Origin of the sequence: Novosphingobium sp. P6W, from assembly GCF_000876675.2 — a bacterium.
Lineage (GTDB): Bacteria > Pseudomonadota > Alphaproteobacteria > Sphingomonadales > Sphingomonadaceae > Novosphingobium.
The window spans coordinates 625121-649702 of sequence record NZ_CP030353.1 but is presented as its reverse complement, the minus strand read 5'-3'; the positions used below and the strand labels follow the sequence as shown (position 1 = coordinate 649702).

At 63.6% G+C, this 24582-nt stretch carries 17 protein-coding genes; 12 read left to right on the top strand and 5 right to left on the bottom strand.

Translation table 11 applies throughout. The annotated features are described in order from the left end of the window. The first annotated feature begins 15 nt into the window (after positions 1 to 15). The 5 genes from TQ38_RS19310 (at position 16) to TQ38_RS19290 (ending at position 8525) form a co-directional block, all read left to right on the top strand. A complete protein-coding gene (locus TQ38_RS19310) occupies positions 16 to 2289 on the top strand; it encodes a TonB-dependent receptor (protein ID WP_113942000.1) in 2274 nt (757 codons plus the stop codon). A 46-nt stretch (positions 2290 to 2335) separates the two neighbouring features. Further along, positions 2336 to 2803 (top strand): hypothetical protein, encoded by a 468-nt coding sequence (locus tag TQ38_RS19305; RefSeq protein WP_052505737.1) that lies wholly within the window; start codon positions 2336 to 2338, stop codon positions 2801 to 2803. Continuing rightward, on the top strand, positions 2800 to 3645 hold the full coding sequence (locus TQ38_RS19300; protein ID WP_043975747.1) for an alpha/beta hydrolase: 846 nt from the start codon (positions 2800 to 2802) through the stop codon (positions 3643 to 3645). The genes TQ38_RS19305 and TQ38_RS19300 overlap by 4 nt, the downstream gene beginning before the upstream one ends. Before the next feature lie 19 nt (positions 3646 to 3664). Next, on the top strand, positions 3665 to 4990 hold the full coding sequence (locus TQ38_RS19295) for a family 1 glycosylhydrolase (RefSeq protein ID WP_113941999.1): 1326 nt from the start codon (positions 3665 to 3667) through the stop codon (positions 4988 to 4990). A gap of 91 nt (positions 4991 to 5081) precedes the next feature. Then, the gene (locus TQ38_RS19290) at positions 5082 to 8525 is read left to right on the top strand and encodes a glycosyl hydrolase (RefSeq protein WP_240198148.1); all 3444 of its coding nucleotides are present in this window, start codon (positions 5082 to 5084) and stop codon (positions 8523 to 8525) included. A gap of 65 nt (positions 8526 to 8590) precedes the next feature. On the opposite strand, the gene TQ38_RS19285 is transcribed toward TQ38_RS19290, so the two are convergent. From TQ38_RS19285 to pobA, 3 genes are all read right to left on the bottom strand, one after another. Beyond that, the gene (locus TQ38_RS19285) at positions 8591 to 9901 is read right to left on the bottom strand and encodes a glycoside hydrolase family 130 protein (protein ID WP_043975745.1); all 1311 of its coding nucleotides are present in this window, start codon (positions 9899 to 9901) and stop codon (positions 8591 to 8593) included. After that, positions 9888 to 12209 carry a glycosyltransferase family 4 protein gene (locus tag TQ38_RS19280; protein WP_082057699.1) on the bottom strand — a complete coding sequence of 774 codons (2322 nt, stop codon included), beginning with the start codon at positions 12207 to 12209 and terminating at the stop codon, positions 9888 to 9890. The genes TQ38_RS19285 and TQ38_RS19280 overlap by 14 nt, the downstream gene beginning before the upstream one ends. A 332-nt stretch (positions 12210 to 12541) precedes the next feature. After that, complete coding sequence (gene pobA / locus TQ38_RS19275) at positions 12542 to 13714, bottom strand: 4-hydroxybenzoate 3-monooxygenase (protein ID WP_043975849.1); 1173 nt, start codon at positions 13712 to 13714, stop codon at positions 12542 to 12544. Positions 13715 to 13846: 132 nt separating this feature from the next. Between pobA and TQ38_RS19270 the strand changes: the two genes are divergently transcribed. Further along, complete coding sequence (locus TQ38_RS19270) at positions 13847 to 14743, top strand: helix-turn-helix domain-containing protein (RefSeq protein ID WP_043975743.1); 897 nt, start codon at positions 13847 to 13849, stop codon at positions 14741 to 14743. Between the two features lie 613 nt (positions 14744 to 15356). On the opposite strand, the gene TQ38_RS31395 is transcribed toward TQ38_RS19270, so the two are convergent. Next, a complete protein-coding gene (locus tag TQ38_RS31395) occupies positions 15357 to 16079 on the bottom strand; it encodes a cold-shock protein (RefSeq protein ID WP_043975741.1) in 723 nt (240 codons plus the stop codon). 837 nt (positions 16080 to 16916) lie between these two features. Here TQ38_RS31395 and rpoD point away from each other — a divergent pair. Then, on the top strand, positions 16917 to 18941 hold the full coding sequence (gene rpoD / locus TQ38_RS19255; protein WP_043975739.1) for an RNA polymerase sigma factor RpoD: 2025 nt from the start codon (positions 16917 to 16919) through the stop codon (positions 18939 to 18941). Between the two features lie 217 nt (positions 18942 to 19158). Here rpoD and TQ38_RS19250 read toward each other — a convergent pair whose 3' ends face one another. Then, complete coding sequence (locus tag TQ38_RS19250; RefSeq protein WP_043975736.1) at positions 19159 to 19599, bottom strand: MarR family winged helix-turn-helix transcriptional regulator; 441 nt, start codon at positions 19597 to 19599, stop codon at positions 19159 to 19161. 265 nt (positions 19600 to 19864) lie between these two features. On the opposite strand from TQ38_RS19250, the gene ectA reads away from it, so the two are divergent. Genes ectA through TQ38_RS19225 form a run of 5 tightly spaced genes read left to right on the top strand, consistent with a single transcriptional unit; the run spans position 19865 to position 24579 of the window. Further along, a complete protein-coding gene (ectA, locus tag TQ38_RS19245) occupies positions 19865 to 20374 on the top strand; it encodes a diaminobutyrate acetyltransferase (RefSeq protein WP_205316170.1) in 510 nt (169 codons plus the stop codon). Between the two features lie 16 nt (positions 20375 to 20390). Continuing rightward, entirely contained in the window at positions 20391 to 21713 is a 1323-nt protein-coding gene (gene ectB, locus TQ38_RS19240; protein ID WP_043975735.1) for a diaminobutyrate--2-oxoglutarate transaminase, read from the top strand. A 34-nt stretch (positions 21714 to 21747) separates the two neighbouring features. Continuing rightward, entirely contained in the window at positions 21748 to 22173 is a 426-nt protein-coding gene (locus tag TQ38_RS19235) for an ectoine synthase (protein ID WP_043975733.1), read from the top strand. A 19-nt stretch (positions 22174 to 22192) separates the two neighbouring features. Next, entirely contained in the window at positions 22193 to 23119 is a 927-nt protein-coding gene (thpD, locus tag TQ38_RS19230) for an ectoine hydroxylase (protein ID WP_043975846.1), read from the top strand. Continuing rightward, the gene (locus tag TQ38_RS19225; protein WP_043975731.1) at positions 23116 to 24579 is read left to right on the top strand and encodes an aspartate kinase; all 1464 of its coding nucleotides are present in this window, start codon (positions 23116 to 23118) and stop codon (positions 24577 to 24579) included. The genes thpD and TQ38_RS19225 overlap by 4 nt, the downstream gene beginning before the upstream one ends. Positions 24580 to 24582 lie beyond the last annotated feature (3 nt).

Below are 24582 nucleotides of genomic sequence, written 5' to 3'. Positions count from 1 at the left end.
AAGGGAGAGACCATCATGAACATCCGCAAGGTCGCGCTGCTCTCGGGTATCGCTCTTAGCACGCTGAGCGCGCCGGCGATCGCACAGGGCGCAGGCGCTCCGGCCGAGGAAGGCACCATCGCCGCATCGAGCAGCGACATCATCGTCACCGCGCAGCGCCGCGCCGAGAAGGTGACGGAGGTTCCCATCTCGATCACTGTCGCCAGCGCCGCGCAGCTCGAACGCCAGCAGGTGAACACCGTCAACGACCTTGCCCGCATCGCGCCCAGCCTGGAAATCCAGTCTGCGCCCGGCCAGAACACCGGCGGCGGCGGCTCGATCCGGGGTATCGGCACGCTGACCTTCTCGCCGGGGGCGGTCGCCTCGGTCGGTGTCGTCGTCGACCAGGTGAGCCAGGGCAATGCCAATATCTCCGACCTGTTCGACATTGCCCGCGTCGAAGTGCTCAAGGGCCCGCAGGGGACCCTGTTCGGCCTGACCACTTCGGCGGGCGTCATCAACATCACCACCAATGCGCCCGAGTTCGGCGAATTTTCCGCGCGCGCGCGTACCGAGCTTTCGAACGCGGGCACGGCCGGCGCGAAGTATGGCAACCAGGTGGTGCAGGGCGTCATCAACGTGCCGCTCGCCTCGAACGCGGCTGCGCGCATCTCGGGCGTGGCGAACCTGCGCCAGGGTGTGAACCGCAATGCGACGACGGGCGACTATAACGACAATGACCGCTACGGCGTGCGCGGCCGCCTGCTGTGGGAGCCGACCGACCGCCTCACCGTCAACCTCATCGGAGATTACGCGCAGACCCGTTCCGAGAATGGCGGGGACTTCTTCACTTTCGTCAAGACCAGCGGTCCCGGATCGTTCCTTGGCGGCGCGGGCTTCGACGCGGTGGGCATCACAGGCCGCCTCGCAAGCTGCGGCGTGACCGCGCGCGAGGGCAACCGCGACTATTGCAGCGACAACGCGCAGGTCGGCAAAAGCAGGAGCTACGGTGGCTCGTTGCAGGTCGATTACGCGGCCGATCCTTTCACGCTAACTTCCATCACGTCGCTGCGCAAGGCGGATGAAACCGGCTACGGCGCCGCTTCCGACGTGTTCCGCGGCTCCCCCCTGGAACTGCAGGTCGCCAACGACCCGGTCGACCGCGATCTCAGCCTGTTCACGCAGGAGTTCCGGGTAAGCTCGGCCAGTGGCTCGCCGATTGAATATACGGTGGGCGCATTCTATTCGAACCAGAAGCAGACCCGCATCCCGGAAACGGTGCGCGTCACGCTGGTCCCGGTTCCCGGCGTGGTGATCCCGATCGTCACGTCGACGACCCCCGCCCTGACCATTCGCGACGAATCGCTGGCATTCTTCGGCCAGGCCACCGCCCATGTCACCGACAGCTTCCGCCTGATCGGCGGCGTGCGTTACACCACCGACCGCCTTTCGGTGAACACCGCAAGCTCGAACAGCGAGACGGTCCTCGATGTCGCCAAATGGTCGTGGCGGCTGGGCGCGCAATATGATCTGGCGCCCACGATGATGACTTACGCCACGGTATCGCGCGGGTTCAAGGGCGGCCAGATCGCGGTTCCGGCGGTAGGCGATCCGTCGGTCGTTCAGCCCGAGATTCCCACGTCTTACGAAGCCGGGCTCAAGGCCACCCTGTTCGGCGGCTGGGTTGCCGATCTGAGCGTCTTCTACATGAAGATCCAGAACTTCCAGGCGCAGCAGTGCACGGTCGACGGCAACGGCATCATCTCGTGCATCCAGACCAACATCGACGGCGTGAAGACGCGCGGGGCGGAGCTGAACTTCTTCGGCAAGGTGTCGGAAAATCTCTCGCTCAACACCGGCTTCATCTACGCCAAGGCCACTTATCCCGGCGGCTTCCTCGGCACTGACGGCACCAATATCGGGGGCACCCAGCTTGCCAATGCGCCGCGCTACAAGTTCACGCTTTCGGGCGAGTACCAGGTGCCGGTCGGCGAAAACTTCGCCGGGTTCCTGTCGGTCGACACCGTATGGAAGTCGCGCGTGCGCTACGAGGCGAATTCCGTCGCGGATACCACGTTCCGTCCGCACTGGCTGGTGGGCGGACGGGTCGGCGTGCGCACGCAGGACGAGCGCTACACCGTCTCGGTCTTCGTGCGGAACCTGTTCAACGTGCACGAGCCTTCGCTGATGCAGAGCGACTTTCCCTATTCCAGCACGACGCCGGGCGGCGCGGTCGAGGGCAACATCGGCGCGATCTACGGGTCGCAGTCGTTCCGCAATGTCGGGATCAGCCTCGACGCCCGTTTCTGATGCTTGCGGGACGGCCGCAAGCACCGCGTGTACCTGGGAGAACGACGTGCCGATCCAGTTCGATCCGCAGCGCCTGCTGCGCCGGGAGCAGGCGGTCAGCGCCGCGATCAATGCGGTGCTCAGCTTGCTGTTCTTCAGTCTCGTTTTCGGGCTGGCGGCGCGGCCGCTCGCGATGGGAGGCCCGGACCGTTTTGCGCTCGACTTCCTGCCGCAGGGGGTGATGGTATCGCTCATGGCTTCGCTGGTTCCCTCGCTGATCGTGCGCGGCAAGCTGCGCAAGGAGGGGCTGTTGCCCGCAGCCGGACTTGGACGAGTCGTAGCGACGGGTGTGCTTGCCGGCATTGCCAGCGCGCTTGTGCTTCTGGCGCTGGCGCTGCTGGGGCCGGTGACGCAAGTGGCCAGTCTGCCGGCGCTGGCCTTCAAGATCGGTTATGGTGGCGCCCTGGGATTTGCCTGCACGCGCCTTGCGCTGACTTCGCTGATCCCGGGCATGTTGCAGGAGCAGGCTGCTTGAACGACGTCATCGCCAGCCTCGGCACTCGTCTGGGCCCCGACACGCTCGCCGCCGTGCGCGCGTTTTACGATGGCGAGCAGGCTTCTGCCTTTTCCGCCATGCCCGCCTTGGCGACCGACTGCGCCTATGGCCCCGATCCGCGCCACCGGCTCGATCTTTACCGCAAGGGCGAGGCGGGCGAACCGCGCCCGGTGGTCCTCTTCGTCCATGGCGGCGGTTTCCTCGTCGGCGACAAGGGCGGGGAGAGCGGCTGGGGCAATGCCCACGTCGGCCGCTGGGCCGCGAATAACGGCATGATCGGGGCGGTGATGAACTACCGCCTCGCGCCCGATCATGTGTGGCCAGCAGGAGGGGAGGATGTCTGCGCTGCGGTTGACTGGGTATGCGCCAACGTCGCCCGCTATGGCGGTGATCCCGATCGGATCGCACTTGTCGGCACGTCCGCCGGAGCAGTCCATGTCGCCGCGTTCCTGAAGCTGCGCGCGGACCATGCCAGCCTTGTGAAGGCGGCGGCGCTGCTGTCCGGGCTATATGGTTTTACGCCTCTCGATGAGCGTGACAGCCGCTACTATGGCCCGCAGGACCATTATGCGCAGCGTATGCCCAAGGAAGCGATAACGGCGAGCCAGTTGCCGCTCCTGCTGGCCTGCGCCCAATTCGATCCGCCACGCTTCCAGGCCGAATGGACCGGGCTGTTGCAGGCCCGTCTGAACCGTCACGGCGAACTGCCGCGCGCCCACTATGCCAGCGGGCACAACCATTACTCGATGGCCATGCACCTGGGCACCGCGGACCGGCGCCTTTCCGACGAAATCCTCGGCTTCTTCGCCGCCTATCTCTGAAGGACTTTCGATGACCCCTATGCCCAGCTTCGACCGTCGCCGCGTCCTTGCCGCCGGTGCCATGATTGCCGCTACGTCGGCAGCGGCCCCCGCCATGGCGCGCAGTGCCAAACGCGCCGCGCCTGCCTTTCCGCAAGGCTTCCTGTGGGGCGCCGCCACTGCGCCGCACCAGATCGAGGGCAACAACGTCGGCTCGGATCTCTGGCTGCTGGAAAACCAGAAGCCCACCGTCTTCGCCCAGCCTTCCGGGGATGCCTGCAACAGCCTTGAACTGTGGGCGAGCGACCTCGACATCGTGAAGTCGCTTGGCCTCACCAGCTATCGGTTCGGAGTGGAATGGGCACGGATCGAACCCGAGAAGGGCCTGTTCTCACAGGCCATGCTCGATCACTACAAGGCCGTGGTGGCCGGCTGCCATGCGCGGGGACTGAAGCCGCTCGTCACCTTCAACCACTTCACCGCGCCGCGCTGGTTCAGCGCGCAGGGCGGATGGACGAATGCCGAGGCGCCCGAGCTATTCGCGCGCTACTGCGACAAGGTGGCGCGGGCGATCGGCGCCGATATCGCCATGGCGATGACGCTGAACGAACCGAATATCCTGCTGATCCTGCGCAAGATCCTGCCGCCCCCGATATGGGACATTCAGCGCGAGACGCTCGATGCCGCTGCCAAGCGCCTTGGCGTCGCCAAATATATCTGCGCCAATGTCGCCGGCCCTGCAGATATCGATGCAATCGAGCAAGGTCTGAAGGCAGGTCACAAGGCTGCCCGCGCCGCGATCAAGGCAGTGCGGTCGGACCTGCCGGTAGGCTTCACGCTTTCTGTGATCGACGACCAGGCGGCGGGCAAGAACTCGCTGCGCGACACGGTCCGGGCGGATCTTTACGACGCCTGGCTGGACATCGCGCGCGGTGACGATTTCATCGGCGTGCAGAACTACGAGCGCGCGGTCTGGAACGACAAGGGCCGTCTTCCCGCGCCTGATGGAGCCGAGCACAACTGGTCGGGCACTGAAGTCTGGGCGCCCTCGCTGGCCGGCGCGGTGCGCTATGTTCATGCGGCGACGAATGTGCCGATCCTGGTATCCGAGCACGGCGTCGGCACCGAGAACGACTCCCTGCGCGCGCGCTTCATCCCGGCGGCTTTGGAAGCGCTCAAGCAGGCGATGGACGATGGGGTGCCGGTGCTGGGTTATCTTCACTGGTCGCTGCTCGACAATTTCGAGTGGATTTTTGGCTACAAGCCGCGCTTCGGCCTGTGCAGCGTCGACCCCGTGACGTTCGCGCGTACCCCCAAGCCGAGCGCGCGCGTGCTGGGTGCGATAGCCCAGCGCAACTCGCTCTAGGCGCCCTTTTCAGGTTACGATCAGTTCGCCGGGCAACGCGGCATCGTTTATGCTGCGGCGGCCGATAAAAAACAGAACCTGGGAGTATCGAATGCCAGATCGCACCTGTAGCGCCGTGCCTCGCACCTTTCGCCTGATGCTGCTGCTTGCGTCCGCGCTGTCGGCGCCTTTCGCCGTCGCAAAAGAGCAGGCGGCGGAGCAGACCGCGCCTGCACCCGATGAAACGCCGGCTCTCGAAGCTGCCTTCCGCGATCCCCCGAACTCGGCCCGGCCGCGTGTCTGGTGGCATTGGATGAACGGGAACATCTCCAAGGACGGCATCGCCAAGGATCTGGCATGGATGAAGCGTGTCGGTATCGGCGGGGTGCAGAATTTCGACGCCAACCTGCAGACGCCGCAGATCGTGGACCACCGCCTTGTCTACATGACGCCAGAATGGAAGGACGCTTTCCGCTTCGCCGCGCATGAGGCCGACCGGCAAGGCCTTGAACTGGCCATTGCCGCTTCGCCCGGCTGGTCGGAAACAGGCGGCCCCTGGGTGAAGCCGCAGGATGGTCTCAAGAAACTGGTCTGGTCTGAGACAATCGTGCCCGCAAGCAAGCGCTTCGCCGGCAGACTGGCACCCCCGCCTGCGGTCACCGGACCATATCAGACGCTTGCCCCTGCGCTCTCCATCGAGGAAATGATCTCCGGCCATGCAGGAGCGCCCGCCCCGGCGTTTTACGGCGACGTGGGCGTCTTCGCCTTTCCCGAAGCTGTGCCCGCTGCTGCGGCGCTGCCTAAGGCCGTCGACGGGATGGGCAATGCCTTGCCGGCCGCCGCGCTGTTCGACGCCGACCTTGCCAAGGGCGTGGCGCTCGCACGCAAGGAAGGAGAGGCGCCCAGCCTGCGCCTGGATTACGCAAAGCCGGCGACGATACGTTCCGCCACGCTGTTCGTCCCCGGCGTGGTCGTGCCCTTTTCCGGCGCAACATTCACGGCAACCATAGAGGCAAGCGAGGACGGCACGGCGTGGCAGCCAGTGACGACCATGACGCTTGGCATGGTGCCTACCACCGCCAGCTTCCCGGCTGTCACTGCGCCTTATTTTCGCCTCGTACTCAACCCGCGCAAGCCTGACAGCGCGCTGGGTTCTCCAGCGCCGGGCATCGCGCTTGACGGTCTTTTCGACGGCGTCGGCGCAAAGATGGCGCAGAAGCCGGTCGACGTGGGCACTTTCATCCTCGATGCTGGGGCCCGGGTCGATCGCTTCGAGACCAAGGCCGGTTTCGTCATGAGCCGGGACTACTATGCGCTGGGCGAACCGGCAGACAGTGCCGGTGGGATACCTGCTGCCAGCGTCGTCGATCTGACCGGCAGCTTGCGGCCCGACGGCACGTTCGATTGGCAGGCTCCCGCCCTTCCCGCCGGGCAGCGCTGGCGCGTGCTGCGCATGGGGTATTCGCTGCTGGGCACGACCAACCATCCCGCGCCGCCCGAAGCCACCGGACTGGAGGTCGACAAGTTCGACGGCGATGCCGTGCGCCGCTACCTCGAACACTATCTGGGCATGTACAAGGAGGCGGCCGGACCGGATATGGTCGGTAAGCGCGGGGTGCGGGCGTTGCTGACCGATTCCATCGAAGTCGGCGAAGCGAACTGGACGCCGCGAATGGTGGAGCAGTTCCAGCGCCTGCGCGGTTACGATCCGCGCCCCTGGCTGCCCGCGTTGACCGGCGTGCTTGTCGGCACCCGCGCGCAATCGGACAAGTTTCTCTATGACTACCGCCGCACCCTGGCCGATCTGCTGGCCAGTGAGCACTACGGCACTGTCGCCAAGGTGGCCCACGAGAATGACCTGATCGTCTACGGCGAAGCGCTGGAAGACAGGCGTCCGATGCTGGGCGATGACATGACTATGCGCAAGGCGGCGGACGTGCCGATGGCGGCGATGTGGACGTTCCACAAGGACGAAGGCCCGCGCCAGACTCTGATCGCGGACATGAAGGGGGCGGCTTCTGTCGCGCATCTTTATGGCCAGAACCTTGTCGCAGCGGAATCGATGACATCCGCGATGTCGCCCTGGGCCTTTGCGCCCCGGGACCTGAAGCGCTTCATCGACATGGAATTCGTCAATGGAGTCAACCGGCCGGTCGTGCACACATCGGTCCATGTTCCGGTAGATGACAGGAAGCCGGGCCTTTCACTGTTCATCTTCGGGCAGTACTTCAACCGGATGGAATCCTGGGGCGAAATGGCGCGGCCCTGGGTCGACTATATCGCGCGTTCGTCGCTGCTGTTGCAGGAGGGGCGCAATGTTGCCGACTTCGCCTATTTCTATGGCGAGGAAGCCCCGCTCACCGGCCTTTATGGCGACAAGCCGGTTGCCGATGCGCCGGTGAGCCACGCCTACGATTTTCTGAGTTACGATGCCCTGACCTCGCTGCTGGCGAACGACGGCGCGGACGTCGCCGCGCCCAGCGGGGCACGCTACCGCGCGATCTATCTGGGGGGCTCGTCGCAGCACATGACACTGGACGCCCTGCGCAAGCTGGCGGCGCTGGTCGAGGGCGGGGCAACCGTCATCGGCGAGGCGCCGGTGGCAGGCCCCAGCCTCATGGGGCAGGCGCAGGACGGCGAGGCGCAATGGACGGCGCTTGTCGCAAAGCTCTGGCCGGGCAGCGGGGATGCCAGGATCGGCAAGGGCCGGGTGATCGCCGGCAGCGACGTGGAAAGCGCCTTGAAAACGATGGGCGTGACGCCTGACTTCGCCTTCAGCGGCGGCGAGCAAGACGCGAAAATCCCCTTCGTCCACCGCCGCAGCGGGCAGGGCGATATCTATTACCTCAGCAATGTGCAGGATACGGCCCAGGCCATCGAGGCGCGCTTTCGCATTACTGGCAAAGTACCTGAACTGTGGCATCCCGAAACGGGTGAGAGCGAGGCGGTCAGCTATCGCATCGAGGGTGGTGAAACCGTGGTTCCCCTATCCCTAGTTGCTGGTGACGCGATCTTCGTGGTGTTCCGCAAGGAGGCTGCCCGCAGCAGTCTCACCCTTCCGACAAGGACCATGCAGCCGCTTGCATCACTGGACGATGGCTGGACGGTTCGTTTCCAGGCGGATCGCGGCGCACCTGCGTCGATCGCCATGGCTACGCTGTCGCCGCTGGAAACCAATGCCGATCCGGGCGTGAAGTATTTCTCCGGCGAGGCGACCTATTCCCGCAGCTTTGCGCTACCCAAGGGGGCGAAGGCGGGGCAACCGCTCTGGCTCGATCTCGGGCAGGTGGGCGATCTGGCGCAAGTGAGCGTCAATGGCAAGCCTATGGGTTCGGTCTGGCACGCACCTTATCGCCTCGATATCGGCAAGGCGGTGAAAAAGGGCAGCAACACCATAGAGGTCAAGTCGGCGAACCTGTGGGTCAACCGCCTGATCGGGGACGCGCAGCCCGGCGCCAAACCGATCACCTGGACGGCCATGCCGACCTATCGGCCCGATGCCCCGCTTCGTCCTTCCGGGCTGATCGGGCCGGTGCGGCTCGAGGTTCCGCGCTAGTATGCGGCAGAACCGGGGTCATGCTTTCAGCCAGATCCGTCACGACAGGCTGATCGAAGGCCCCGTTACTCCATCATCGCAAGAAGCGCATCGATGGTGCAGGTCGCAAATCCTACCGTGCTGTCGGATATGCCGTAAGGGATCAGCAGCCTATCCTCGACCTTGAGCGCGCCGCAAGTGTAGATGACGTTGGGCACGTAGCCAGAGCGGTCCGCATTCTCCGCCGTCAGCACCGGCTCCGGTGTACGGGCAAGCACCTTGCTGGGATCGTCGCGGTCGAGCAGCGCGCAGCCAAGGGCGTATTTGCGCATGGCACCCACCCCGTGCGTGAACATAAGCCAGCCTTCGTCGACTGGGATCGGACTGCCGCAATTGCCGATCTGGATGAATTCCCAAGGGTATTTGGGCTCCATCAGCAGGACGCCTTCATCGTCCCAGGTGTCAATCGTATCTGATTTAAGCAGGAACAGGTTTTTGCCGTCCTGCCGTCCGACCATGGCGAAGCGCCCGCCGATCTTCTCGGGGAACAGTGCCATGCCCTTGTTGCGCCCCGCCGCACCTCGGATCGGTTCGAGATCGAACTGCTGGAAATCACGAGTACGCAGCAGTTCCGAACGGATCGAACTGCCGGAATAGGCAGTGTAGGTGCCGATCCACTCGAAATCCCCGCCGCCGTGGTCGAAGCGCACCAGACGCAAATCCTCCAGGCCGCCGCGCTGCTGTTCGGTGATGGGAAAGATTACCGTGTTGGACAGGCTCGATTCCGAATGGCGGTGTACCGATACCGAGCAATCGGCATCGACCTGGTCTTCCTCGTCCAGTTCCACCGATGTCGCGAAGGCGGCCTGCGGCCAGAGCTGGAAGTCGCCGTTGCATTCGGCGATGCCCTCGCGAAAGGCGATCGAACTGATATGGCCTTCGCCAACGGCACGCAGGCTCATGATGAAGCGCACGCAGCGACCATCCAGTCCCGACTGGTCGGGCGAAGGCACGATCGACGGATTCATGAGCGCCGCAGCAGCGAAGGTGTATTCGTGGCAGAAGTACGAGCCGATCAGCCGCTGCTTCGTCTGCGAGAACTGCGCAGGTTCAAGGCCCAGATTGTTCGCCACCTCATCGAAGCGGCAGGCGAAGATCTTCTCGGTATGCCAGTGACGCTCCTTGAAGTCGCGCAGGACGCGCTCATACTCCAGCGCGGCGCGTTGTTCGGTAAGCGCGGTGATGTCCTGCACCAATGCCAACGCCCGGCCGCCGGGCGCGTTCTTCGCCTGCCAGCCGAGGTGAAAGGGGCGAATTACTACGCGCGCTGGATCGGCATGCAGCCGCGTCTCGAAGATACGAAGCGGATCAGACCAAACGTTCTCAGGCCGGTTCAAGCATTCCTCCTTCTCGCGAAAGGGGGGCAGACAGAGGAAGCATCTCCATAAGCGCATAATACGACAACTGAAAGGCCAGTAACGATTCAGCCCCGCAATTGGCGTTGGCACCGCGAGGGGTGACGCCGTCCCGGCAACGGCCCGTCGCGACATCCGCAAGAACCACTCCCCGGTCATTGTCCCCGAAGAACCAGCGCCATGCGGTCATTGCATGTTCGTGCCAGAACGGATTGCCGGTGGCGCGCAAAGCAGACCCCGCAGCCTCGATCGCCGCCTGGGCTTCCAGGGGCTGCTGGTCAAAGGGGAGATAGCTGTGCTCCATATGGAAGCTTTCCGAACCGATCGGACGGAACTGGCGCTTGGCCGACACCTGCTGCGCGCATATCCATTCCAGCGTTTCCAAGCCAGCGCCGGTCCATTGCTCCTGGGACAGCAGGGTGCCGGCCTCGATCAGCGCTTGTGGCAGGCGCGGGTTGTCATAGCCCAATACGGCTTCGAACCATGCCCAGTCGGGCCGTCGTCCAGCGCCCAGCAGGCGCATGAGGATTTCGCCGCCCCGCGATGCCGTCTCGCGTGAGGCCTGATGCCCCGGATCGCGGCGCAGGACGGCACAGGCCCCAAGCATGGCAAAGGCGATGGCCCTGGGCGACCCCAGCGTTGCCATGGATCTGGTCACGTCCTCGTAAAGATGAAGCGCCCATTCCGCTACGCCGGCATCGCCCGCGCGCGCATATGTCTCGCCCAGCGCCCATACCGCGCGGCCATTCGAATCCTCGGACCCCTCGTCCTCGCACCAGCTGCGGTCGAACCGCATGAAATTACGAAAACGTCCAAGGTCGGGATTCCAGGCGGATTGCACGAAGGCTGCGTAGGCCAGCGTCCACTTCATCCGTTCGGCCGTAGACAGCCCCTGCACGAGGTTCATCAGCATGAGCGCACGGGCATTGTCGTCAAGGCAATAGCCATGACGCCGGTCAGGAACGACACCGATCGAATGCTGGAGCATGCCGGTCGCGTCGCTCATCGCCAGCACCGCCGCCAAACTTGGCATGGCGGTGACCGGCGGCGTGGTGCGCTTGCGCGCCGCCGCTTGGGCGACGAGGCGCGCGGAGGCGTCGGCAAAGCGCGGCCAGATCGTCGCGCGCCCGCGACCATAGGCGCGCCGCTGCATGGCGGCCATTGCCTCGGGCGCGTCGAGCAGGGAATTGACGGCTTCGGCGATGGCCTCGCTGGAACGTGGCGGGATCAGTCGGCCAACGTCCTGGGCAAGAAGTTCGCGCGCATGGACATAGGGCGTCGATACAACCGCCTTGCCCAGCGCCACGGCATAGCTCAGCGTACCGGATGCCGATTGCTCCAGCCCTGGATAAGGCGTGAGATAGATGTCGCAGGCTTCCAACTGGTCAAGCAGCTCCGGCGTGTCGAGAAAGCGGTTGTCCCACGCGATATGGTCAACAACTCCAAGACTTGCAGCCAGCACCATGAGCTGTTCACGATAGGCCTCGCCTTCCTCGGCGACGAGGTTCGGGTGAGTCGCGCCGACGATACGATACAGCACCTCCGGATGGCGCACCGCGATTGCCGGGAGCGAACGGATGGCGTGTTCAAGGCCCTTGCCCGGTCCAAGAAGGCCGAATGTCATCAGCACCTTGCGACCGGATAGACCCAGCTTCGCCTTGAACTCATCCTGGCGGCCGAACGGCCGGTCCGGCGCGCCGTGGTCGATGACTTCCAGAATATCACCGGGTGCGCCGTAAGTGCTCACCAGAAGGTCACGCGAGTGATGCGACATCACCATGATCCGAGAGGCGCGGGTCACAAGGTGTCGCAGGATGCTGCGCTGACGCTCGGAAGGTTCGCCCAGCACCGTGTGAAGGGTCAGCACCAGAGGGGCCGCCAGCCGATCGACGAATTCGACCACCATCTCGCCGTCAGGTCCGCCGAAAATGCCGTACTCGTGCTGGAGCCAGACCACGTCCACCGCGTCCTCGTTGATCCGGCGGGCGGCGCGCGCGTAATCCTCGGGATCGTTTCGCGCGATGGTGCTTGCAATATTCTCGTAAGGCAGGGGGCATTCCGGATCGTCCAGCGCGTGGACGTCGACTGAGATTTCCGGATGAAATTCAGCAAGTTTCTCGACCACATCGGTGGTGAATGTCGCGATGCCGCATTTGCGAGGTGCAAAGTTCCCGATCAACGCGATGCGTATGCGTTTTCGGGGTTTCGCAGCACGGGCGTCGAAGATGGAGTGGATATCCGCGACCTCGCTCCCGAACTCAAGGTCTTGGAAGAACGGCAGGCGTACCATGGGCTGACCTTGAACAAGGGATGATTTCCACTGTTCAAGTCATTCGTGACGATTCAGTTTCACACTGCACTGCAAAATAAGACAGGCCGATTGATGAATCGGCCTAGACTTCAGAGCGTCAAGAACTTGAGCCGGCAAAAAAGTCCGGCAGTTTTTCCTCCTCGGCCCTGCGCCGGAAAGGCTATCGCTCCGCAGTTCTGTTCACAAATACACGCCCGTGTATAGAGGCGCTAGATGCGCGACCGATCCTGTTCGGCCAGATTGGTCATGTATTCCTTCGCCGCATCTTGAGATAATCGACATCGGGGCGGATTTTCTGCTTATCATATGCTCTATAATGGCAGGCCAACGTAATTCTCCGCCAGCACGCGCTGCGCGGCTTGCGAGCCCCGGATATATTCGATCTCTGCCGTCTGGATGCGGCGGGCGAAGCCGTCCATTTCGGGGAAGCGGTGTGTGATCGAGGTAAACCACCAGGAAAACCGCTCGGCCTTCCACACCCGGGCGAGGGCGCGAGAAGAATAGGTATCGAGGCCTGCGGCGCTGCCGCCACGATAGTGTTCGACCAGCGCTTCGCCCAGAAACATTACATCCGATACCGCAAGGTTCATGCCCTTGGCGCCGGTGGGCGGCACGATGTGCGCTGCATCTCCGGCCAAAAACAGGCGGCCCCAGCGCATTGGCTCCGACACGAAGGAGCGTAGCGGCGCAATGGATTTCTCGAAGCTGGGGCCACGGGTTATTCTGGTCGCCGCCTCGGAGCCGAGGCGCAGGCACAGTTCGTCCCAGAAACGCTCATCCGGCCAGTCCTTCACGTCCTCGTCCAGTCCGCATTGGATGTAGTAGCGGCTGCGCGTAGGCGAACGCATCGAGGCGAGCGCGAAGCCACGTTCGTGGTTGGCGTAGATCAGTTCGTGGTTCGCCGGCGGGACCTCGGCCAGGATGCCCAGCCATCCGAACGGGTAGACGCGCTCGAACGTGCGCAGGACGTCGCCCGGGATGCTGGCGCGGCTGACACCGTGATAGCCGTCGCACCCCGCCACGAAGTCGCAGCGCAGTTCGCGCGGCTCCCCGTCCTGCCGCCAGCTTACGACCGGGGCGTCGGTATCCAGTCCTTCCAGGACGACGTCCTGGGCGTTCCACACGATCTGGACACCGCGTGCCGGCGCGGCTTCGAAAAGGTCGTGCATCACCTCCTGCTGGCCGTAGACGGTCACCGCGCTGCCGCCCGTCAGCGCGACCATGTCGATCCGGAACAGCTCGCCGTCGAGCGAGATCTGGGTGCCGGCATGCACCAGCCCCTCGCGGTCGAGCCGCTCGGCGAGCCCCAGATCACGCATGAAGTCGGTAGTCACTTGTTCCAGAACACCGGCTCGGACGCGTCCTTCGACATAGGCCCGGTCACGCCGTTCCAGCACGACGGCGTCGATGCCGGACCTGGCCAGCAGATGTGCGAGAAACATGCCGGCAGGGCCGGCGCCGATGATGGCTACGCTGGTGCGCACAATGATCCTCTCGTCCCGCAGATCGGCCAAGTCGCCTGCTTCTGCGCCATTTTTAGCTGCGGTGGCGATCGTGGCGATGGCCGCAACGACAAAAAACTTGGACGAATTGACAGGATAAACGAAGATGCCTGCATGCCCCGGCAACACGTTCCCTCCTTCTACCTTTACGGTGAAGCGCACAGGCTGGTCCACCGGGACTTTGTCCATGTCGAAGCGCTGGACGACCGCTCACGGCCCAGTGAATGGACAATTCAACCGCACACTCACGAAGAGCTTAGTCATATCTTCGTCATCATGTCCGGGGGCGGCGCGATGAAGGCGGATGGCGCGCTGATCCGGTTCTCGTCTCCCTGTTTCCTTCTCGTGCCGGCGACCACGGTCCATGGCTTCGACTGGCTTGAGGACACGGAAGGCTTCGTTGTCACGATCGCCAACAGCTATGCCGTGGAACTATTCCGGGGGGATGATGATCTTGCGGCACTGTTCGAGAGGCCGGTCGCTTTCAGCATTGAGGTTGCAGAGATGGACCGGGCGCGGCACGGGATCGAAGGGTTGATGCAGGAACTGGGCTGGGGCGCGCCGGGACATCGCGCGGCGGTGAATTCCGCGATTCTGTCGCTGCTGGTGATCGCTCTGCGCCATCTCAGCGCCGCGTCCCAGGCCCCGGCTGGCTCGGGCGCACAGGTCTCCACGGTCGCCCGCCTGCGTGACAGGATCGAGCGAAGGTTCCGCCTGCGCGAGCCGATCTCCGAATATGCCAGGGCCTTGGGTATCAGCCAGACCGCCTTGCGCGCGGCCTGCGCCAAAGTTGCGGGGCGTTCGCCCAGCGAGCTGCTGGACCAGCGGACCCTGCTGGAAGCCCGCCGGGCACTGCTCTACTCCAACCTGTCTATAGCGCAGATCGGCTTTTCCGTCGGTTTCGCGGACCCGGCCTATTTCAGCCGGTTTTTTCAGAAACAGATCGGGACATCGGCTCGCTGCTACCGCAACGCCGGCATTGGCCCCGGACGTGATTGGCCCGTATCATAGAGCACAGTGCGGTTCGTTAGCGATGATATGCGGCGCGTGATAGCCGCCGAACGAGAGCCCGCAAATGCAGCTCCGCTCTTGAATCACGTTGCTGCCCGTCAGCAGGAATTCCGAAATTCTTTCGGATTCGGCATTTCCACCGGTGCAGTGTGTCGTCACCGGCCACGACCGGCGGCGCTGCATTTCTAACGAACCGGACCGACGCTAACGCCCCAACGGACAACAAAGACAGCACCGAAGGGCGCTCTCACCCCGCTGGCACCACCTTGGACGGTGGTGCGCTTATCCGCGTCGTGGACATGTTGCCCGACAAGCAAAGCCTAATGCGCCGGACGAACTCCATCGATTATGGAGGCGTTATCAAAGGGGAAACAGCGCTGGAGCCTGAGGACGACCGCTAGCCAACCTTCTCGAAGGTGGCATCATCGTTCAGCGCGGGACTAACCATCTGCGGCGCAGCGCCACAAACTAGGTCTGCCGTGTCGCCTTCGTGCTAATCGAAGCGTCATGCTTATCAGCATGACGGCGTCCGAGAGTCATGACGCAGGGCTTAAAGCCGCAATGGGCATTAAGCGACCGAGCAACTGGCGTCGCTCGGTCGCTTCACACTAGTTTAACGCAGGACCAGATTGACGGCGGAACTCTTGCCCCGGCGATCAACCTCGATCTCGAACTCGAGCTTGTCGCCTTCGTTCAAACCCTGGAGACCAGCACGCTCAACGGCGCTGATGTGCACGAATGCGTCAGGCTGGCCGTCATCGCGGTTGATGAAACCGAAACCCTTCATGGAATTGAAGAACTTGACCGTGCCGGTGGCCTTTTCGCCCGTCAGTTCACGCTGCTGCTGGGCAGGCGCTTCCCGCTTGGCGACAGCGATCACATCGCCGACGACCGAAAGGTCGGAGGCAGAAACCTTACCGCCCCGATCGACAAGCTGATACTCCAGCTGCTGGCCTTCAGCCAAGCCATCAAGCCCGGCACGCTGCACAGCACTGATGTGAACGAAGATGTCTTCGCTGCCGCTCTCAGGCTGAATGAAGCCGAAGCCCTTGTCCGAATTGAAGAACTTGACGATACCGCGGCCCTGACCGACCACTGTCGACGGTGCGCCGCCACCACGGGGAGCGCCGCCACCAAATCCGCCTCCGCTACGTCCGCCGCCGAAGCCGCCGCCGCCACGCTGGTCGCCGCCGCCGCCGAATCGATCACCGCCGCCGCCGAATCGATCACCGCCGCCGAACCGGTCCTGTCCTCCGCCGAACGAATTGGAATCGCCGTCTCCAAAGCGATCCCACTTGTCGCGGCCCCTGCCGCGATTGCCTCTATCAAAACCCATGACTCAGAACGTACCTTCGCTGCGGCTCACACTAGCAATCCGTGCGCGTGGCCGCAGCACGCCGGACACAAGAAGAGGTAGCTGAAAAAAGCCAATACACTCTTGCAGAACAACCATGCCTGAAAAAGTGTCAAGATCAACCTTAGATCGCGTTGGTGACCGATCGCATTCGCCATCTGAGGGCGATTTGCAAACCGGAGAAGTGCCGGCAACTGGGTAACGCTTGCCGCTAAGAGCCTGATTCAAGGCCGCTGGCGGTAAGATCAGGCCCTTGCCGGAGGCTGGATCGAGGCGATAAAAAGCAGCGCTGCAACGCCCAGCAGTGCCAGACAAAATCGCCTCAAAAGATTTTCAATGTGGCGTGCGGGGCTCTGAGAAGGCATAATCTTCATCTCGGCTTAATCTCGGGAAAATTCGGCAGGCGGCGCGATCCCCGAGTCGCGGGCACGCGCAGCCAGACTATCACCGGGTGATCCACGGCCATGGGCCAGGGCCCTTTTCGATGCTGCTCCCCTCGACAACAGTCTCCCCCTCGAAGCCGAACAGCGTACTAGCCGGCTTCCGGTCGCTATGGCGCCTCCGAACTGAACCAGGGCTTGCACGGCGCCTGCCTAGTAATTGCAATCCGGCACCCTATTTTTACCAATTCGGCCTCAGGATTGCGAAGCTCGGCATGCTTTTCTGCTGCGCGATCGAGGTCAGCAGGAGTTCCAATCGCATTATGCAGAGAGATCGCTGGAATTTGCAGGCTATGTCGGGCAAGGGCGCCGTCAGATTCAATTTTTGTCCTGGCGAAGCGACCGTCATGGGCTGCGCACATGAGACAACGGCATACGTATGAGCAAAAACGACGACGCTGCGGATTTCGACGCACCGCTTATTGACGGTAACAGGGGCTCGGTTGCGCAGTTTATCGCCCGCGCAAAGCGCCGCGGGACGATAACCGTCGGCGAACTGAACGCTGCCTTGCCTCAGGATCAGATGACCACCGACCAGATCGAGGACGTTATGTCCGCGATCTCGGAGATGGGCGTCAAGATCGTCGAAAACGACGATGAAGGCGACGAAGGCGATTCGCAGGCCGATTCGCAGAACGAAGACGACCGCGAATCGGAGGACGATGCTGGCGACGACAGCGAGATCTCCCAGCGCCGCGTGCCCGATAGCAAAAAAGCGGAAAGCCTCGGCCGTACCGACGACCCGGTGCGCATGTACTTGCGCGAGATGGGCGCAGTGGAAATGCTCAGCCGCGCCGGTGAAGCGGCGATTGCGAAGCGCATCGAAGCTGGCCGGGACATGATGATCCAGGGCCTGTGCGAGAGCCCGCTGACCTTTCACGCCATCATCCAGTGGTCCGAGGCACTGAACGCCGGTGAAATGCAGCTGCGCGAGATCCTCGATCTCGATGCCATGCTGACCAAGGAGCCGGCTCCCGAAAGCCTGAACGAGGACGGCGAAGACGACGGCGAGATCAGCGAAAAGACGGCTGGCCCTTCGTTCAAGGACGACGACGACGTTGAGGAGGAATCCGCCAACGATGTCGACGAGGACGGCAACCCGATCCCCAAGCGCGAAGTCGAGGACGAGGAAGAAGGCAACACCATCAGCCTTGCGCAGATGGAAGCTGCCCTCAAGCCTGAAGCGCTTGAGAAGTTTCTGCTCATCACCGAACTGTTCCGCACTTTCGAGCGCCTTCAGTCCGATCGCCTCGACGCGCTGGCGCTGGGCATCGATTTCCCGGTTGCCAGGGAAGAACAGTACCAGCAGCTGCGCGAAGACCTCACCGCGCAGGTCGAATCGGTGAAGTTCCACGCGGCGAAGATCGAATATCTCGTCGACAACCTCTACGCCTTCAACCGCCGCCTCACCACGCTGGGCGGCCAGATGCTCCGCCTGGTAGAGCGTCACAAGGTAAAGCGCGCAGACTTCCTCGAAACCTACGTCGGCCGCGAACTGGACGACACCTGGCTCGATGAAGTCGCGAAGAAGGACAAGAAGTGGGCGGCTTTCGCAGCCGCCGAAGCCGATCCGGCCGAGCGTATCCGCCTCGAGGTCTCGGACATTGCCGCCGCTACCGGCATGGCACTGCCTGAGTTCCGCCGCATCGTGAACATGGTCCAGAAGGCGGAGCGCGAGGCGCGCATCGCCAAGAAGGAAATGGTCGAGGCCAACCTGCGCCTGGTGATCTCGATCGCCAAGAAGTACATGAACCGCGGCCTGCAGTTCCTGGATCTCATCCAGGAGGGCAACATCGGTCTGATGAAGGCCGTCGACAAGTTCGAGTATCGCCGCGGCTACAAGTTCTCGACTTATGCGACCTGGTGGATCAGGCAGGCGATCACTCGATCGATCGCCGATCAGGCCCGCACGATTCGTATTCCGGTCCACATGATCGAGACGATCAACAAGCTGGTCCGCACCAATCGCCGGTTCCTCCACGATCATGGCCGCGAGCCCACGCCCGAGGAAATGGCCGAGCGTCTGTCGATGCCGCTCGAAAAGGTGAAGCGGGTTCTGAAAATCGCCAAGGAGCCGATCTCTCTCGAAACGCCGGTCGGCGACGAGGAAGACAGCCATCTTGGAGACTTCATTCAGGATTCGAATGCGGTTATCCCGGTGGATGCCGCGATCGAATCAAACCTGAAGGAAATGATCACTCGCACACTGGCCAGCCTGACCCCGCGAGAAGAGCGCGTGTTGCGCATGCGCTTCGGCATCGGTATGAACACCGATCACACGCTTGAGGAAGTCGGCCAGCAGTTCTCGGTGACCCGCGAACGTATCCGCCAGATCGAGGCCAAGGCGCTGAGGAAACTCAAGCACCCGAGCCGCTCGCGCACCATGCGTACCTTCCTGGACTGAATTACCTGGCGCTGGGTCAGCGGAATTCAGCTAAACGGTTTGACCAAGGCGCGTCCGCGGTGCGGGCGACGTCTTGGTAGCAAGCGCGCCAATCGGTCTAGGACGGCATTGGTCACATTGTCATGAGTGCGTAGCTGCTCTGCGCGCGGGGTAGCGTCGCGCGCGCGTCTCGGCGCTCCCGCGACGGACCTGGCTTCTTTCCAGCCCGATCAATCACCTAGAGACTGTCATCGGCGGAGATCAGGTCGCCCAGTTTCTCTAGCGCTGCCAGCATCATCGCCTGTTCCCACCGTGCCATCTCCCCGAAGCCGCGCGTGAAGCGCATCTGCAATGGAAACGGCAGGTCGGCCAGGCGCAGCAAGCCTTCGGGGGTGGCCTGAACAAGGATCTGACGCTTGTCGTTATCGCTGCGGGCGCGGGTGACAAGCCCGGCGTCGACCAGCTTGTCGACGATGTTGGTGATCGTGGCCTGTCCGAAACGCAGCGCGGTGGCGACAGCGCCCGGGGTAATGCCGTTATGCGCGCCGATCTGGCGCAGCACGAGCGCCTGCGACGGGCTCAGGCCGGTCGCAGCGGCCATTTTGCGGTTCTCCAGCTCGGCCGCGTCGAGAATTTTTCTTAAGGCCGAAAGCGTGGCCGGCGTGAGGTCGGTATCCATGCGCGAGAGCTAGCTTTCCTGCGGGATTGCGCCAAGGTGCAAGATGCTTCCAAGATAGAAGAATTACACCTGCTTGGCGCCGCCATTGGGAACCTTCGTGGCTTCGAGAGGTTGCAATAACTCGCAGTATCCTTATGGTATTGCACAGCAGCAATCACAAACAGGCAAATGCCAAGCACGACAATGTGCTTCGGAGGGTGAAGTAATCTTAGATGCAGAAGTGAATGAAGTGAGCCTTCGGGAATATCCCGGGGGCATTGATCCTGTGAATCGCACTACCCCGCCGACCTTGCGCCGGCCCACTGCCGAAGACGGCCCCGCCGTCACCGCGCTGATCGCGGCCTCTCCGCCGCTCGATCCCAATTCGGCCTATTGCAACCTGCTCCAGTGCAGCGATTTCGCCGAAACCTGCGTGGTCGCCGAGCGCGGCGGCGTGATCGTCGGGTGGATTTCGGCGTACCGCCCGCCTTCGCACCCCGAACGCATCTTCGTCTGGCAGGTTGCCGTTGCCGCTTCGGCGCGCGGCGAGGGTCTGGGCGGGCGGATGCTGGACGAACTGGCCGCGCTTCCGGCCGTTCAGGGCGCCGTCACATTAACCACAACGATTACCGAGGCCAACCCGGCCTCCTGGGCGCTGTTTGGCGCCTTCGCGCGCCGCCGCGGCGCCAGCCTCTCGAAATCCGGGCGCTTCGAGCGCGATGCGCACTTCGCAGGGGCACACGACACGGAATGGCAGGCGAACATCGCCCTGCTTCCGTCCGCCCCCACTACCTGAACAGGGAAATTTCCAAATGCTGACGACCCCCATGCCGAGCGCCGCTGCGCCGGATACGAAGATCTATGACCGCCGCGAATCGCAGGTGCGCACCTATTCGCGTTCGATGCCGCGCCAGTTCGGCAAGGCGCAAGGACCGTGGCTTCACGACAGCGAAGGCGGGCGCTATCTCGATTTCCTGTCGGGTTGCTCCTCGCTGAACTACGGCCATAACCATCCGGTGCTCAAGGCCGCGCTGATGGATTACATCGCCGCCGACGGCGTGACCCATGCGCTGGACCTGCACACCGATGCCAAGTCCGCGTTCCTGCGCACGTTTGAGGACGTGATCCTCGAGCCGCGCGGGCTGGACTACCGCGTCATGTTCACTGGGCCGACGGGCACCAATGCCGTCGAGGCGGCGATCAAGCTGGCGCGCAAGGTTACGGGGCGCGAACTGGTGGTGGCCTTCACCAATGGCTTCCACGGCATGACGCTGGGCGCGCTGGCCTGCACCGGCAACGCCGGCAAGCGCGGCGGCGCCGGGGTTCCGCTCAGCCATGTCAGCCACGAACCGTTCGACGGCTATTACGGCGAGGAGGTGGACACCGCCGACCTGCTGGAACAGCGCCTGGCCGATCCGTCCAGCGGACTTGATGCGCCGGCGGCTTTTCTGGTGGAAACCGTGCAGGGCGAGGGCGGCCTCAACGCCGCGCGTCCCGAGTGGCTGCGCCGCATCGCCGCGCTGGCGAAGAAACACGGCGCGCTGCTTATCGTCGACGACATCCAGGCCGGGTGCGGGCGTGCCGGCGGTTTCTTCAGTTTCGAAAGCATGGGCTTCACCCCCGATATCGTCACGCTGGCCAAGTCGCTTTCCGGCATGGGCCTGCCTTTCGCACTGACGCTGATGCGGCCCGACCTCGATATCTGGTCGCCCGGTGAGCACAACGGCACGTTCCGGGGCAACAACCACGCCTTCGTCACCGCCGCCGCCGCCCTTCGCGAATTTTGGGCCGATCCGGCCTTTACCGACGCGGTCGCCCGGCGCGGCGGTATTCTCGAACGCCGCCTGGAACGCATGGCCGAGCGCCACGGGCTTTCCACGCGCGGCCGGGGCATGATGCGCGGCATCAACGTGGGCAGCGGTGAAGTCGCGTCGAAAATCACTTCGGCCTGCTTCGACGAAGGCCTCATCATCGAGACCAGCGGCGCACATGACGAGATCGTCAAGGTGCTGGCACCGCTGACGATCGAGGACGCCATCCTCGAAGCCGGGCTGGACATCCTGGAGGAAGCGGTCGCCGGGGCGATCGCGCCTGTCGCCAGGCTGCACCAGCGCAAGCTAGGCGTCGCAGCCTGAGCTTTCTTTCCCTCCATTAAAGGAATTACATAATATGATCGTTCGCCAACTCAAGGAAATCCGCAAGTCCGACGCTCACGTCGAATCGAAGGGCTGGCATTCCGACCGCCTGCTGCTCAAGGACGATGACATGGGCTTCTCGTTCCACGTCACGACGATGTTCGCGGGCGAGGAACTGCATATGCATTACCAGAATCACCTTGAAGCCGTGCTGGTGCTCAAAGGCTCGGGAACCATCGAGGACCTTGGCACCGGCCTGACGCACGAGCTGAAGGCAGGCGTGATGTATGCGCTCAACAACAACGACAAGCACATCGTGCGCCCCGTCGAGGACATCCTGTGCGCCTGCGTCTTCAACCCGCCGGTCACCGGGCGCGAAGTGCATGACGAAAGCGGCGCCTATCCCGCCGATACCGGCACCGATGCCGGTGACGCGCGCGAACCCGCGCTGGTGGAGTGAGGAGGCAGGGGCTTACTTGATGCAGGACCATTATCCCACCCGCCGCACCGGCGAACCGCAGCTTTTCGCCCGCTCCGAGCCTGTCGCCCGGCGGGCATGGCAGCCCGGCGCACCGCTCAGTGCCGAGCAGATCGCGCAGTTCGACCGCGATGGCTATCTGGTGCTTGAGGACGTGTTCTCCGAAGCCGAGATGGCCGTGCTCCAGTCCGAAACCGGGCGCCTGCTGGGCGACCCGGCGGGGCTGAAGGACGAAACCGTGATCGCCGAACCCGGCAGCCGCGAGATCCGTTCGATCTTCGAGATCCATTCGCAGAGCCCGCTGATGGCGCGGCTGGCCGCGGACGAACGGCTGGCAGGGGTCGCCGGCTATCTGCTGGACGACGAGGTCTACCTTCACCAGTCGCGGCTGAACTACAAACCGGGGTTCAAGGGCAAGGAGTTCTACTGGCACTCCGACTTCGAAACCTGGCACGCCGAGGACGGCATGCCGCATATGCGCGCGCTGTCGATGTCGGTGCTGCTGGCGGAAAACACGCCCAACAATGGCCCGCTGATGGTGATCCCCGGATCGCAGCATGTCTTCGTGGCCTGCGTGGGCGAGACGCCCGACGACCACTACAAGGCATCGCTGCGCCGGCAGGAATATGGCGTGCCCGATGAGAACACGCTGGCCGAACTGGCGCACCGCCAAGGCATCGTCGCACCCACCGGTGGTCCAGGCACGGTGATCGTGTTTGACTGCAACACGATGCACGGCTCCAACGGCAACATCACGCCGTTCCCGCGCGCCAATGCCTTCCTCGTCTACAACGCGGTAAGCAACCGGCTGGCGGCGCCCTTCGCGGCTGCCACGCCGCGCCCGGACTTCATCGCCGCGCGCGGCGCGGAGAGCGTGGTTCCCGTCTCCGGCGAAATTGCTAAGATCCTTGAAGGAGTAGCCGCATGACCCGGACCCATTCCGTGGAAAAGATCGGCGGCACTTCGATGGCCGCAACCTCCACCGTCTTCGACAACGTGCTGGTCGCGGGGCGGGAGGGGGCAGACCTCTACAACCGCATCTTCGTCGTTTCCGCCTATGCCGGGATGACGGACCTGCTGCTGGAACACAAGAAGAGCGGCCGTGCCGGCGTCCACGCCCATTTCATTCGGAACGAGACGCCCGGCGCCTGGCGCGCCGCACTGGCCGAAGTGATGGACGCAATGACGGTCCGCAACGCCGAGATGTTCGCGCGCGCCGAGAGCCGGGCCGAGGCCGATGCCTTTGTTGCAACGCGCATTGCCGCGCTGGAAACCTGTCTCGACGACCTGGACCGGCTGCGCGCCCATGGCCGCTTCTGCCTGAAGGAGCAGATGACCACCGTGCGCGAAATGCTGGCCGGGCTGGGCGAGGCCCATTCGGCGCACTCCACCGCGCTGATGCTGCGGGACAGGGGCGTCGATGCTGTGTTCGTCGACCTGACCTTGTGGAACAACGAGGACATGTGCAGCCTGGACGAACGGATCGTCGAAGCGCTGGCGCCGATCGACCTTGCGCGCCAGATGCCCATCGTCACCGGCTATGCCGGGTGCGAGGGCGGCATGGTGCGCCGCTATGCCCGCGGCTACTCGGAGATGACGTTTTCCCGCATCGCCGTGCTGACCCAGGCGCGCGAGGCGATCATCCACAAGGAATTCCACCTTTCCAGCGCCGACCCGCGGCTTGTGGGCGAAGCGCGCGCCCGCAAGATCGGCCGCACCAACTACGACGTTGCCGATCAACTCGCCAACCTCGGCATGGAGGCGATCCATCCGCGTGCGGGGCGGGGTCTGCGCCAGTCGGGCATTCCGCTGCGGGTACGCAACACCTTCGACCGGCATGACGGCGGCACGCTGATCTGCGGCGATTATGTTTCCGAGCGTCCGCGCGTGGAGATCGTCACCGGGCTTTCATCGGTGCAGGCGCTGCAGGTGTTCGAACAGGACATGGTGGGCGAGAAGGGCTACGACGCCGCGATCCTGGACACGCTGACGCGGCACGGCGCCTGGATCGTCAGTAAAAGTTCCAACGCCAACACCATCACCCATTACCTGTCGGGCACCGATACGGCGCAGATGGCGGGCATCGTCTCCGACATAGAGACGCATTGGCCCGGTGCTGCGGTGACGGTGCAGCCAGTGGCGATGGTTTCGGTGATCGGCAGCGACCTGGCCGAGCCGGGGCTTGTCCCCCGCGCGCTGATGGCTCTGGGCGGCGCAGGGATCGGCATGGCCGCGATGCAGCACCAGATCCGCAACGTCGATGTGCAGTTCATCGTCGCGGTGGAGGATTTCGATCCTGCCGTGCGCGTGCTGCACAAGGTTCTGGTCGAAGGCGCCTCCCTTGCCGACGTCAAGGCCGAGGAACCGACCAAGGAATTGGCCGCTTGATAG

Coding starts and splice junctions, on each gene's coding strand:
- TQ38_RS19235 (WP_043975733.1), top strand. CDS start 21,748: ATGATCGTTCGCCAACTCAAGGAAATCCGCAAGTCCGACGCTCACGTC.
- TQ38_RS19225 (WP_043975731.1), top strand. CDS start 23,116: ATGACCCGGACCCATTCCGTGGAAAAGATCGGCGGCACTTCGATGGCC.
- TQ38_RS19280 (WP_082057699.1), bottom strand. CDS start 12,209: ATGGTACGCCTGCCGTTCTTCCAAGACCTTGAGTTCGGGAGCGAGGTC.
- TQ38_RS19290 (WP_240198148.1), top strand. CDS start 5,082: ATGCCAGATCGCACCTGTAGCGCCGTGCCTCGCACCTTTCGCCTGATG.
- ectB (WP_043975735.1), top strand. CDS start 20,391: ATGCTGACGACCCCCATGCCGAGCGCCGCTGCGCCGGATACGAAGATC.
- TQ38_RS19270 (WP_043975743.1), top strand. CDS start 13,847: ATGCCCCGGCAACACGTTCCCTCCTTCTACCTTTACGGTGAAGCGCAC.
- TQ38_RS31395 (WP_043975741.1), bottom strand. CDS start 16,079: ATGGGTTTTGATAGAGGCAATCGCGGCAGGGGCCGCGACAAGTGGGAT.
- TQ38_RS19295 (WP_113941999.1), top strand. CDS start 3,665: ATGCCCAGCTTCGACCGTCGCCGCGTCCTTGCCGCCGGTGCCATGATT.
- TQ38_RS19250 (WP_043975736.1), bottom strand. CDS start 19,599: ATGGATACCGACCTCACGCCGGCCACGCTTTCGGCCTTAAGAAAAATT.
- TQ38_RS19310 (WP_113942000.1), top strand. CDS start 16: ATGAACATCCGCAAGGTCGCGCTGCTCTCGGGTATCGCTCTTAGCACG.
- rpoD (WP_043975739.1), top strand. CDS start 16,917: ATGAGCAAAAACGACGACGCTGCGGATTTCGACGCACCGCTTATTGAC.
- thpD (WP_043975846.1), top strand. CDS start 22,193: ATGCAGGACCATTATCCCACCCGCCGCACCGGCGAACCGCAGCTTTTC.